Below are 12652 nucleotides of genomic sequence, written 5' to 3' on the forward strand. Positions count from 1 at the left end.
GCGGGCGTTTCAATTCAAGTCATAGCATTTTGACTTTGGCCTGAAATACGCCCCGTCACATAACGTGTTGAAGCCTTTGGTTTCAAGCCGCGATGGATGGGTGAGGTTCACGGAGAAACGCTTGAAAACGCCAAGGCCCGGTGGGTTGGAAAAAAGGCGCGCAAGGAAATTCCTGCGCGCCTTTTTGAGGTCTGATCGTCAGCCTGCGTCACAGCCAAACCCGGCCCGTGCCTTGCTTTAGCTGTTGTTGTTTTCGTCTGCCACGTCATCGGTTTGGGGCAGGTCTGCCCCATCTTCTGAATCGTCGTCGGGGGTGTTATCTTCCAGTTTGAAGCTGCGCAGAATGAAATCCGGGACATGGTCGCCCATGCCAACCACCCGGTCATTTCCGCCCCGCCGATCATCGCGCCGATCATTCCGGTGGCTGTCGTTTCGATCATCCCGCCGACTGTCATGCCGACCGTCATGCCGATCTTCATTTCGGTTGCGGTCCTCACGCGGGGTGGGGCGTGGTTCGGGTACGGCGATGGGGGCAGGCGGCGCAACAACAGCCATTGGCGTGGGTTCGGCCGTGATCTGGGTTTGGGCAACCACCTCTTCTGCTGCTTCGGGCTTGGGTGCGCGCGACCTGCTTCGGCCACCGCGGCTGCGCTTGGGCTTCTCGGACTCATCCTCGGCACCTGGTTTGGCGGGGCGCTCGGCCTTCATCTCAACCCCCTCGGGCAGGTCGCCGCGGGGGATCGGCTTGCCGACAAGCTGTTCGATCGCGGCCAGATATTTCGCATCTGACGGAGTCGAGAGCGTGAACGCCTTGCCCTCACGCCCGGCACGCCCGGTGCGGCCAATGCGATGCACATAGTCTTCCGGGTGGCTTGGCACGTCAAAGTTGAAGACATGGCTGACCGCAGGAATATCCAGGCCCCTTGCCGCCACGTCCGAGGCGACCAGCAGATGCACAGAGCCATCGCGAAAGCCGTCAAGCGTGCGGGTGCGCACCGATTGGTCCAGATCGCCATGGATAGGCGATGCGTTGAACCCATGCTGTTTCAACGACTTGGAAACCACATCCACGTCCATTTTGCGATTGCAAAAAATGATCGCGTTGGTGCAAGTGTCGCCCTCGGCCCGGATGATTGCCCGCAAAACCGCCCGCTTTTCCGCAAAACTCCGGTCCTTGCGGCTTGGCTTCACCTCGATCAACTTCTGGGTGATCGTCTCAGAGCTGGAATTTTGACGCGCAACCTCGATTTTCACTGCGGCGGACAGGAAAGTGTTGGTGATTCGCTCAATTTCCGGTGCCATTGTGGCCGAATAGAAAAATGTCTGACGGGTAAAGGGCGTCAGGCTGAAGATTTTTTCGATATCGGGGATGAACCCCATATCAAGCATCCGGTCGGCCTCATCCACCACCATGATCTGCACGCCTTGCAGCAACAGCTTGCCGCGCTCAAAATGGTCAAGCAAACGGCCCGGCGTTGCAATCAGCACATCAACACCGCGGTCAATCAGCTTGTCTTGTTCGCCAAAGGCCACGCCGCCGATCAACAGCGCCTTGGTCAATTTGGTGTGTTTGGCGTAGGTTTCAAAGTTTTCAGCGACCTGCGCCGCCAATTCGCGCGTGGGTGCAAGCACCAGCGAACGTGGCATGCGCGCGCGGGCGCGACCCTTGCTTAGCAAGGTGATCATCGGCAACACGAAGCTGGCAGTTTTGCCGGTGCCGGTTTGGGCAATGCCCAAAACATCTTTACCGTCAAGCGCATGCGGAATCGCCTGGGCTTGGATGGGTGTTGGGGTTTCGTAGCCAGCTTCGGCGACAGCCTTGAGCACGCGGGGGTCCAGCGCGAGGTCAGAAAATTTGGTCATGTGCGTCCTGTGAATGCGGTATCGGACCGCAATAATGGGATGGGACGCAAGAATTCCGGGCGCCCCGGCGTCTTAGCCCGAAGGCTGCACAGGAACTACCCGGTATTGGTGTCAAGGTCAAGTTGTCGCCGTGACTGTGGGGGGGCGGGTGGTTTTTCCGACAGGACGGGCGCGTGATTTTGGCGTCACGGTTTGGGTCGGTGCTGTCTGTGAAAGGTGTTTTCCCTTGGGTTTGTGCTGGTCGGCTGCGTTGGGATGCGTTTTGCAAAACTGGCGAAACGCCCGCATCTGCGGCGCTTGCAGCAGGGTGTAATAGCGCGCCATGTGCAGGAACATCGCCGCCTCGCGCAGGTCCATCAGCCGCCCACCCGATGCCGCATCCAGCGCCCCCATCCGCGCCTTAAGGCGTGCAAGCCAAGGCTGCATACTGTCGTCAATTGCAAAATTGGTATTTTGCCGTAGCCAATCGCTTTGCCCGATGTCAGGATTTTCGGCGTTCAGCATGAAACTGGCAAGGTCGCGCGTGCCGTAATGGTTGATCTGCGCGTAACGGCTGCCCAGCGGGTCGGTCGATGTGGTGTCTTTTCGCAGATAGGCATCGGGGGGCAACCCGCTGCCATTGGTATGGCGCACAGGTTCGGGGGCAGTGGGGCGGTGGGGGTGATGCACACCGGGCCGCTGAAACCGCGCGCTGCGGAATAGACATTTGAAAGCGCTGAATTGATCCGGCGCGCCCAGCGGGTGATCCGCCATGCAAAAACGTTCAGTCACCAATTGTTCGGTCAGGGTTTCATAGCCTGAATTGCCAAAGTTCCGGCGGTTCAGATGAATGCAGTCAACTTCAGGCAGTGCCCTTATCAGATCAGACAAGGTGCCGTTCCCGGTTTTCACAACCAGAAAGTCATCCATATTCAGCGCCATGGCCCAAGTGCTGTGTTGATACGGTGCCAGTTCTGCAGCGCGCGCATAAGCATGGGCCTGCTGCTGGCCCTTGGCCCCTCGGTTATAGAGATAGCGTATCGCCCCGATCTTGCGCAGCAATGACAGGGTTTCATGCGTCAGGTCATCGCTATCATTCTGAAAAACAACGATATCAGTAAACCCAAGCTCCTGATGATGCGCCACCCATTCCAAAAAATAGGGTGCTTCATTTTTGGCGGTCGTCACCAAAATGGCCTTCAGCTCGGTCATCCGCGCGCCCCCCCTTTTTGCGTTGCGCTATTGGGCTTTGCGTGCGGCGATTCGCGCACGCTTTTTCGCCCGCATCTGGCCAATTCTGCGAAACAACCCGCCGGGGTCCTGGTTTAGCCGATCCAGCAGACAGCATGCCAATGGGCCCATTACCGGCTCGTCCAGGGCGCGTTGCCAGATTGGGGCCAAAAGGTTGATATCAAGCCCGCCCGTCGCCAGGGAGAACGGCGTCATGCCCAGCGGCATTTTTGCATCCACCCGCTTCAGGCCAAACGGCTCCTCGGGGGGCTTGCCCGAATGCAATCGTTCAAACTCGTACAGCTTGATCATCGAAAACATCATGCCCATTTCACGCCCCAGCGCCAGTTCCGAGGCCGTCTGGCCATGATCGCCAAAGGTAATCACCGCCGAGATCAACCAGCGTGTGCTTAACACCTCTAGCAGATAGGGCGATTGTTCGACCCACAGCCTGCGAAACAACTGCGGCGCATGGTCGGGAAAACGGCGTTTGCGCAGATTGGCGATCAAGAGCCCGTGCAACAGCACCAGTTCCGATTGGCCAGCCAATTCCCGGCGCAACTCATGTTCTTTTTCGGCGTAGCGACCGGCGCCGCTGGGCAAGGGGGGCGGGGCGGCAGGCAATGTAATGGCCTTAAGCGCTGCCAGATCAACATCAACCCCTGGCAGGCCTTCGCCCTCTTGCGGGCGCATCGGGCCACGCCGTTTGTCCCAATGGGAAATCAGACTGTCGGGGGCTTTGGGGTAGGTCGGGTCCATCGTCATGTTGGTTTCCTGTTTGCAGGCTGGTCCGGGCGTGCCGGGTTTGCGCGGGGTTTGGCCCGGCCCCGGATAGCAGCCGCCCGCGCAACGCTGTCTTTTACCCGCTGCTTGGACCAGGCCTTCAACATCTCGGGGTCATCATAGAGATCAAGATTCGCGCTGACCTCATAGTCCAGCGGAACCCGGTTCACCTCGGGCGCCATGCGTTCCACCAGGTCGTCGACGGCTTTGCTTTGGTGGCGGTACTCATCATCAATGGCCAAAGCCAGCGCGATAAGCCTGCGGCTGTTGAAGGGCGAGAGATAAAAATTGCGGGTCAGCCCCGGAAACACCACCCCAAGCGACGAGCTGTAATAGATTTCAGCAAACATCAAATCGACCTGCTTGCTGCGCGTGGCGGGGGGCAGGCTTTCGCACCAAGCGCGGTAGCGCGGCTCAAACCGCAAGAAAATTTCATTGGTCATGTTGGGCGGGCTTACCGGCATCAACCGCCGGATTTGCCAGCGCAGATTTTTGCGTGCCCCCTCGCCCCTGCGGTCCAGAAAGACGGCGCGCAGCAGGTCGGTTTGATGGCCCCGCAAAATCACTGTGTTGCGCTTGATGTTGCGGATTACCCCGGTCATCACCTCGGCCGGCGCGGGGGCGGTTATGCCCGTGGCCGTTTGATACAGCGCCAGTTGCTGGGCCTTTGTTGCATTGCTTTGCCCGCTGACCCGCCGAAAATCATGCGATTCAAGCTTTAGCCCCAGCGCCTTGGCGACATGGGTGGCGATTGCGTGGTCAACGCGGCTCGCGTAATTGACGATATGGGTGTAATATTGGCCAACTTTTCCCAGATCGGGTTTCAGAAACGCGGCAAGCAACCGGCTGTCACGCCCGCCGGTGATCGGCATCGCGCAGGCGTGCCGCGCGGCGATGGCGGTGATATTGTGATGCGCTGTGGCGATGATCTCGGAATAGATCGCGGGCAACTCACTTGCCGGGCGTTCAAACGCTTCGTCCCGCGGCCAATAGCGGGTTTCGGAAAAATCAGTCAGCGACAGGCTGCAATTGGGGTTCAGGCGGCGCACGCGGCTGTCGCGCGTGTCAAACAGGGTGTATTTCGCCAAGCCTGCTTCGATTTGTGCGTGATCATAATCGGGGTGATCCTGAATTGCATCGTCCAAGCACAGCAATAGCGACGCGGCGACACAGCGCTTTTCCTTGTTATAGACAACGCCGTTCATCCCGGCGGCATCGCAATAGACGCGGCAATCATCGCCGACGCTGACCAAAAGCGTATAGCGCCCGGCCACATCCTCTAGGTAGCGGGCAAGCGATATGAAGAAATCAGGATCGGAAACCCGCAAGTCTTCGATATTGCGGCGAAAGGTCAATAGGCCGCCCTTATCTACAGCAATTCCAAAAAGAACCGCAAAAACAATGCCATCCGCATCTTTCAGGCGGGCAACGGGCAGCGCCGCGCCAGAATAGACATGCTGCTTGGCAAAGCGAATGGCTTTCATCCCCGGCGGGGAAAGCGGCACGGGCGAGATGATATATTGAAACCGAAAGGCTTCGGCAAAATCGACACCGCGCGCTTCACATTGCTTTAACGCCAGCTCCATGCGCAGGCACTCCAAACCTCAAATGTTGACCGGGCCTGTTTTCCGGCCCCTTTTGGCAACTATAGTCTGGCCCCGGTCTGTCAGGCAATACGGGTCAGACCATCATTTCCTTGGTCGCCGTCAGCTTCAGCTCCGGGTAATCCCGCATGATCCGGTCAATATCCCATTGCAAGCGCGTCAAAAACACCGTGTCGCCATCGCTGTCGGTGGCAATATGGCCCTTGTTTATGTTGATGAACTTGTCCATTTCCGGCTTGGGCCCCCGCACCCAGCGGGCCGAGGTGAACTGCGACGGCTCAAACCGCACGGGCAGGGAATATTCCTGTTCGATCCGGCTGGCCAACACATCAAATTGCAACGCACCGACAACGCCGACGATATAGCCCGAGCCGATCATCGGTTTGAATACTTTGGCGGCACCCTCTTCGGCAAATTGCAGCAGGGCCTTCTCCAGATGTTTGGATTTCAGCGGGTCGCCCGCGCGCACAACTTGCAGCAATTCCGGCGCGAAACTGGGGATGCCGGTAAAGCGCAGATCCTCTCCCTCGGTCAGCGCATCGCCGATGCGAAGCTGCCCGTGGTTGGGAATGCCGATAATGTCACCGGCCCAGGCCTCTTCGGCCAGTTCCCGATCTGCGGCCAGAAACAAGACCGGATTGCTGATGGTCATGACCTTTTTGCTGCGCACATGGTTCAGCTTCATGCCCCGTTCAAAATGCCCCGAGGCCAGCCGCACAAAGGCAACACGGTCGCGGTGCTTGGGGTCCATATTGGCCTGCACCTTGAACACGACCCCGGTCACCGCAGCTTCTTCCGGCGCCACTTTGCGGGTCGCGGTGGGTTGCGGCTGCGGCTCTGGCCCGAATTTGGCAATGCCGTCCATCAATTCCTTGACGCCAAAGGAATTGATCGCCGAACCGAACCAGATCGGCGTCATCGACCCGTTCAGCAGCGCCTCACGGCTTAACGTGGGCAATAATTCCCGCGCCATTTCCAATTCTTCGCGCAGCTTGGCCAGCAGATCGGCGGGGATATGTTTGCCCAATAACGGGTCATTCAACCCCTTGATCTCAATTGTTTCTGCAACACGGTTACGGTCGGCGCGGTCCATCAGTTCCAGCCGGTCGTTCAAAATATCATAGCACCCCAGAAAGTCGCGCCCTGACCCGATCGGCCAGCTTGCGGGGCTAACGTCAATCGCCAGATTTTCCTGAATTTCGTCGATGATCTCAAAGGTGTCGCGCGCTTCGCGGTCCATCTTGTTACAAAAGGTCAGGATTGGCAGGTCGCGCAACCGGCACACCTCAAACAGCTTGCGGGTCTGGCTTTCCACGCCTTTTGCCCCGTCAATCACCATCACGGCGGCATCAACCGCGGTCAGCGTGCGGTAAGTATCTTCCGAAAAATCCGAGTGGCCGGGCGTATCGACCAGATTGAAGCGGAACTCGTGAAAATCAAATGACATGGCGCTGGCGGAAACCGAGATCCCGCGCTCTTGCTCCATCTTGATGAAATCCGACCGCGTGCGCCGCGCCTCACCTTTGGCACGCACCTGGCCCGCCATCTGAATAGCCCCGCCAAACAGCAAGAACTTTTCGGTCAGCGTGGTTTTACCGGCATCCGGATGTGCGATGATCGCAAAGGTCCGGCGGCGGGCGATTTCGGGCGGGAGGGGGGGGCGATTATCCAGCATAGGCGGCACATAACCGCAATTCCGGCGCTTCGCAACTGCCTGCAATCGCCGCCAGCGCTAACGCCCGCCGCCGCCGCGTTTTCCGGTGTTCAGGCGCAGGGCTGCCAAATCCTGCGGTCCGGCCTCTAGCCCGAAATGTTGTATCTGGCTGACACCGGGAAACCGCCGCTTTACCTCGGCGGCAAGATCGGGGGGCAGGCGCGATACTGTCGCCTCGGTGACCATCAGGCTTTCAGCCGGTATCCCCTCGGCATAGATGATTTCATGCGCGTCAAAGACCAGGCTGTAAAACTCGACAAAACCGCCTTCCCGCAGAAAAATCTGCTCACCATTGACCAGATGTTTGGCCTGAACCAATATCTCGGACTTTGGAAAGCTGCGGGTCTTGTGCCGTTGATACAAGAACATCCGGTGGTGCTGGCTGACCACAAGATCGGCGGCGTTTCCCATCACCCCCTCCAAGATTATCACCGGCGCATAGGCCCCAACCGCGCGCAGCGTGACATGGCCAAGCCAGCGCAGCGGCTGCGGGCCATGGTCGCGCGTCAGCACCCGGTCGCCAATCGCCAGCGTCTCAATCGGGCGCTGGCTGCCATCGCCAAGGGTAATCATGGTGCCGCGTGCAAAGGAAACACATAAAACGTCGATCAAGCGCTCATCAGCCTGCGGCACTTCGGATTTGACCAGACTGTATTCAATATTGGCCCCCATTGGCGACAATGGCAGAATGAAATGATCTTGCTGCTCGCCAATCTGCACCGCAAGCAAATCGACCTTGTCGCCATCGGGTGCCAGTAACATATAGCGCCCTATGATGGTCACCAAAGCGCCCGCCACCCCAACCGCGCTGCCCGCCGCCACCGTTTGCCCGTCACCACTGCGTTGTAAAATCAGCTTTTTCGCCTCGGCATCGCTGGCCAGCATGTAAATATCGCCGAGACAGGCATCTGCAAGCCGTGCCAGACCCTCATTCAGGTTGACGCCCAGGGTGACAAAAACATCGTCCGAAGCAAACACCTGACAGACCTGTCGGGGCGGCGAGGATGAGGGAAGCGGTGGTTTCAAATCAATGTCCTGTCTGCATCAAATCGGCCTTTGATGGAACATGCCCCATATTCCACCCTTTCACATTACCAAATCCCTGATTGTTCTGCCAAGATGCGGTTTTCTTTTCGGGTTCAGGCGAAACCGCCGCCAATCGCTGTGCGGGTGTTTCCCTTAGCGGCCAAATCCGGCGCAGTCTTGCGAATCATCCCAGACCACTTTCCCTTGCCGCGCTTGGCTGCTACCTCTGGGGGCCAAACATATCAGGGGGCGATCATGGATCTTGGGATCAAAGGCAAAAGGGCGCTGGTTTGCGCTGCATCAAAGGGCTTGGGCCGGGGCTGTGCCGAGGCATTGGCCGAGGCTGGCGTCAACCTTGTGATCAATGCGCGCGGCGATGCGGCGTTGCAGGCAACCGCTGCCCATCTGCGCAGGGTTTACGGGGTCGAGGTGACGGCTGTTGCCGCCGATATCACCACCGAGGCGGGCCGTGATGCGGTGCTGGCCGCGGCTGGTGATACCGACATCCTTGTCACCAACGCAGGTGGCCCGCCGCCGGGGGTCTGGTCTGATTGGTCGCGCGATGATTTCATCAAGGCGCTGGATGGCAATATGCTGACCCCGATTGCATTGATGCAAGCCCTGCTGCCGGGGATGATCGCGCGCAAATGGGGCAGGGTGGTCAACATCACCTCTGGCTCGGTCAAGGCACCGATTGCGCAGCTTGGCCTGTCCAACGCTGCCCGCACCGGGCTGACCGGCTTTGTCGCAGGTACCGCGCGCCAGGTGGCCGAACACGGCGTTACGATCAACAACCTGCTGCCCGGCATCCACGCAACCGACCGCGCCGACAGCCTTGATGATGGCGTGGCAAAGGCCCAGGGCATTGACCGCGCCACCGCCACCAAACAACGCCAGGCCACCATTCCCGCCCGCCGTTATGGCACCCCGGCAGAGTTTGGCGCGGCCTGTGCCTTTCTATGCTCGGATAAGGCGGGCTTTATTGTCGGCCAGAACCTGCTGCTGGATGGCGGCGCGATCAATGCCACAATCTAAGACGCCCAGTTGGCAATGCGTGATGTTTTTGTGGGGCGACAAATATGATGTCGCCCTTGTCAACCGGCTGATCGTGGCAATTTCCAGCCATGCCGTACACCTGCCGCGCTTTGTCTTGCTGTCGGATCGTGCGCGCCCGGGGCTGGACCCCCGCGCCACGCTGCGCCAAATTCCCGAATTCTGGTTGAACCCGGTCTTTCGCCAATCTGGTTGCCAAACCAAGCTGGCGATGTTTCAGGATGGCGTGCTGCAAGATGATCTGCTGACGCTGTATATTGACCTCGATACCGTTGTGACCGGCGATTTGACGCGTTTGCTGGCCAAGCTCCCGCGCCCCGATGGGTTGATGCTGCTGCAAAGCGCAATCTTGCCTTTGGGCGCTGTCGGGCGGTTTTTCTGGCGCCTGACCAAGGGCAGGAAATATGCGCGCGGCAATTCTTCACTGGTCGTGTTTCATCCCGGCCATCACAAGAACATCGCCACGCAATTCATTGATTTATGGACAAAAAAGCAATCCTTCTGGTTTCGGCCAATGATCGCGGATGAACGCTTTATGAGCTGGGCTGCGCAGGCCGGGGTTGCGGCTATTCCCAACCACCTTGCCGTCAAATTCCCCACCGAATACATGTCGCGCTTTAACCTGCTAAGCTATTTTTGGGCGGTGTTGCCATGGGTCCGCGCCCGCCGTGCTGGCCTGATTGCGGTTACCCTTTGCGGGGTCGAGATCAAACCAGAAGAGCTCCTCCGCCTGCCTGAAGGGGGGCGCGTTACCGACCCCAAGGGCCGCACCCTGATCTGGTCCGATTTCATTCTGGGCAAAACCCGCCGCGACATTATCGAATTTTACAGCAAGGACATCCCTTGATCCGCAAGCTCCTTTATCTGTCGCACCCCGAGGTTAAGATCGACCCGCAAATCCTTGTTCCTGAATGGGAATTATCAGATAAGGGTCGCCGCCGCCTAAAGGCCGCCTGTGCGCGCGGTTGGCCCGGCCGGGGCTGGCGGATCATCACGTCGCCCGAAACCAAAGCGCAGCAAACTGCCGAGTTCCTCGCCAACGCCTTTTCCCTTCCGCTTCATATTCACCCCGATATGGGCGAGGTGGACCGCAGCGCCACCGGCTATGTCGCCCATGACCGGCACAAAGCTTTGGCCGATGCGCTTTTTGACCATCCCGAAACCGGCCCCGAGGGCTGGGAATCTGCCGGCGCTGCCACAGCACGGATTACCAAGGCGTTTCAAGAGGTTGTGGATGAGGTGGCCGATAACATGCTGTTTGTCGGCCATGGGGCCGTGGGCAGTTTTTTGTGGTGTGCGCTGACCAAGATCGCGCTTGGCCGCGCCGCAGATCAAACCCGCTGCGGCAGTTTTTGGGCGGGCGAAATTGGCCCCGATGGGTTTGTACCGCTGCATCCGTGGCAAGCCCTGGAAACCGCCGGGGCAAAGTGATCGGGCAAAGCTGCCGCGCCCCCGTGCCAAAACCATTTCGGGCAAACCCTTGCCCCTCACCGCGCAGCCTGCTAACTCATTCCCGATTGAATTGATAAGGTAAAGGCCGCGCGCCCCGATATGGTAACGCCAGCAACACCCAGATTAGAGGTCCAGAATCTGTTTCGCCGCTTTGGTGCGCGCGATGTGGTTCACAATCTTTCGCTTTCGGTTCCTGCGGGGCAGGTGACCTGCCTGCTCGGGCCCTCGGGCTGCGGGAAATCGACCACTTTGCGGATGATCGCGGGGGTTGAGACGCCTGACAGCGGCACGATCCGCATGGATGGTGAAACCGTTTGCGACAGCCGGGTCTGTTTGCCACCCGAAGCCCGCGGCGTCGGCCTGATGTTCCAAGATTTCGCGCTGTTCCCGCATCTGAGCGTTGAAAAAAACGTGGCGTTTGGCCTGCATGGTGATGCCGCACAAAAATCCGCCCGCGTCGGTGAATTGCTGGAACGCGTCAACCTTGTGGGCTTTGCCGCCAAACACCCGCATGAGTTGTCGGGGGGCGAACAACAGCGCGTTGCGCTGGCCCGCGCCTTGGCCCCGCGCCCGCGGATCATGCTGATGGACGAGCCGTTTTCCGGGCTGGACAACCGGCTGCGCGACGGCATCCGTGACACGACGCTAGAGGTGCTGAAAGACGAGGGTGCCGCCGTTTTGCTGGTCACCCACGAGCCCGAAGAGGCGCTGCGCATGGCCGATGAAATAGCGCTGATGCGCGATGGCCAGATTGTTCAGCGCGGCTCGCCCTATAACATCTATAACGCGCCAGCAGATCGGGCTGCGGCAGCTTTCTTTAGTGATATCAATGTCATAAAAGGTGTTTCCAGGGGGGCGTTGACCGAAACCCCCTTTGGCGCGTTCTTGACGCCGGGCCATATAGATGGCGGCAATGTTGAAATTGTTATCCGCCCGCAGCATCTGAAAATTGATTTTGACCGTGCAGGTCGTGGCCCCAACACCACCCCAAAGGAAGGGACACCCGCGCGCGGTATCGTCTCGCGGGCGCGGTTTTTGGGGCATGAAAGCCTTGTCGACTTTACGATGGATTTTGATGGTACCAAGCTGACCGCTGCCGTACCGGGGGTGTTTTTGCCCAATCTTGGCACGCCGCTTTGGTTGATGATCCGTCGGGATCGGTGCTTTGTGTTTCCAGCCTGATCAGCTCAGGTCTTCGGGGTCTGGCACCAGCCCCGCTTGCGGCAGCAGCGTCGCCACCTTGAATTTCAGCGCCCGCGCCGCGCGTGCGCGCGGCCCATCGCCGGCGCCGACATGGCCAAGTCCTTCCATCAGCGCCTCCAGTTCCTCTTGGGTCAGCATCACCGGCGGCAATAACAAAGGCGCGCGCAGAATATACCCCAGGCCGCGCTCCCCTTCCACCGGGATGCCCGTGGCCGCCATCATCGCCATATCGCGCCAGATGGTTCGGGTCGAAACCCCCAAATCCTGCGCCAATGCCGCCGCCGTATGCAGCCGGCCATCGCGCATCCTTTGGATCAGATCAAAAATGCGTTGGTCGCGGCTCATCCTTGGGTCCTTGGCTGTGGTGGTGCTGCAGGGCAACTGACAAAATACTGTCAGCAGCGCGGCGCGTAAAGCCGAATCCCTCTTTGATCCCGCGCCAGTTCCCCGTAAATGAGGGACATAATGTTACGGGCCGCACATTCGGCCTGATATGGGAGATCAAGCATATGCTTCAAAATATCGGTATTCCCGGCCTTCTTTTGATCGCCGTTGTCGTCCTTGTGCTGTTTGGCCGGGGTAAGGTTTCATCCTTGATGGGCGAAGTTGGCAAGGGCATCAACGCGTTCAAAAGGGGCGTGAAAGAAGAGACGGAAGAGCTGGAAAACAAAACCGCCCAAGACGCGGTAGATGTGACACCGCCGAAAAAAGACAAGGTCTGATAGCCGCCACGCAGGAAAACGCC

The 12652-nt window shown here is 59.0% G+C and carries 12 protein-coding genes; 5 read left to right on the forward strand and 7 right to left on the reverse strand.

What is annotated here, in order from left to right:
- Window positions 1-237 precede the first annotated feature (237 nt).
- The 6 genes from VDP61_RS14650 to VDP61_RS14675 form a co-directional block, all read right to left on the reverse strand.
- Entirely contained in the window at window positions 238-1863 is a 1626-nt protein-coding gene (locus VDP61_RS14650; RefSeq protein ID WP_323007615.1) for a DEAD/DEAH box helicase, read from the reverse strand.
- A gap of 117 nt (window positions 1864-1980) precedes the next feature.
- Window positions 1981-3054 (reverse strand): glycosyltransferase family 2 protein, encoded by a 1074-nt coding sequence (locus tag VDP61_RS14655; protein WP_323007616.1) that lies wholly within the window; start codon window positions 3052-3054, stop codon window positions 1981-1983.
- Between the two features lie 27 nt (window positions 3055-3081).
- Window positions 3082-3837 carry a hypothetical protein gene (locus VDP61_RS14660; RefSeq protein WP_323007617.1) on the reverse strand — a complete coding sequence of 252 codons (756 nt, stop codon included), beginning with the start codon at window positions 3835-3837 and terminating at the stop codon, window positions 3082-3084.
- A complete protein-coding gene (locus VDP61_RS14665) occupies window positions 3834-5441 on the reverse strand; it encodes a hypothetical protein (protein WP_323007618.1) in 1608 nt (535 codons plus the stop codon). Before VDP61_RS14665 ends, VDP61_RS14660 begins: the two co-directional genes overlap by 4 nt.
- Before the next feature lie 94 nt (window positions 5442-5535).
- On the reverse strand, window positions 5536-7134 hold the full coding sequence (locus tag VDP61_RS14670) for a peptide chain release factor 3 (RefSeq protein ID WP_323007619.1): 1599 nt from the start codon (window positions 7132-7134) through the stop codon (window positions 5536-5538).
- Between the two features lie 57 nt (window positions 7135-7191).
- A complete protein-coding gene (locus VDP61_RS14675) occupies window positions 7192-8199 on the reverse strand; it encodes a Hint domain-containing protein (protein WP_323007620.1) in 1008 nt (335 codons plus the stop codon).
- A gap of 255 nt (window positions 8200-8454) precedes the next feature.
- On the opposite strand from VDP61_RS14675, the gene VDP61_RS14680 reads away from it, so the two are divergent.
- From VDP61_RS14680 to VDP61_RS14695, 4 genes are all read left to right on the forward strand, one after another.
- Entirely contained in the window at window positions 8455-9234 is a 780-nt protein-coding gene (locus tag VDP61_RS14680; protein ID WP_323007621.1) for an SDR family oxidoreductase, read from the forward strand.
- Complete coding sequence (locus VDP61_RS14685; protein WP_323007622.1) at window positions 9221-10099, forward strand: hypothetical protein; 879 nt, start codon at window positions 9221-9223, stop codon at window positions 10097-10099. The genes VDP61_RS14680 and VDP61_RS14685 overlap by 14 nt, the downstream gene beginning before the upstream one ends.
- Window positions 10096-10683 carry a histidine phosphatase family protein gene (locus tag VDP61_RS14690; protein ID WP_323007623.1) on the forward strand — a complete coding sequence of 196 codons (588 nt, stop codon included), beginning with the start codon at window positions 10096-10098 and terminating at the stop codon, window positions 10681-10683. Before VDP61_RS14685 ends, VDP61_RS14690 begins: the two co-directional genes overlap by 4 nt.
- Window positions 10684-10803: 120 nt before the next feature.
- Window positions 10804-11886: an ABC transporter ATP-binding protein gene (locus tag VDP61_RS14695; RefSeq protein WP_323007624.1), complete on the forward strand. Its 1083-nt coding sequence runs from the start codon at window positions 10804-10806 to the stop codon at window positions 11884-11886.
- Here the strand turns inward: VDP61_RS14695 and VDP61_RS14700 are convergent, their stop codons facing one another.
- A complete protein-coding gene (locus VDP61_RS14700; protein ID WP_323007625.1) occupies window positions 11887-12252 on the reverse strand; it encodes a helix-turn-helix transcriptional regulator in 366 nt (121 codons plus the stop codon).
- Between the two features lie 164 nt (window positions 12253-12416).
- Between VDP61_RS14700 and tatA the strand changes: the two genes are divergently transcribed.
- Window positions 12417-12629, forward strand: coding sequence for a twin-arginine translocase TatA/TatE family subunit (tatA, locus tag VDP61_RS14705; protein ID WP_323007626.1), 213 nt, complete (start codon window positions 12417-12419; stop codon window positions 12627-12629).
- Window positions 12630-12652 lie beyond the last annotated feature (23 nt).

Origin of the sequence: Pseudorhodobacter sp., assembly GCF_034675685.1 — a bacterium.
Lineage (GTDB): Bacteria > Pseudomonadota > Alphaproteobacteria > Rhodobacterales > Rhodobacteraceae > Pseudorhodobacter.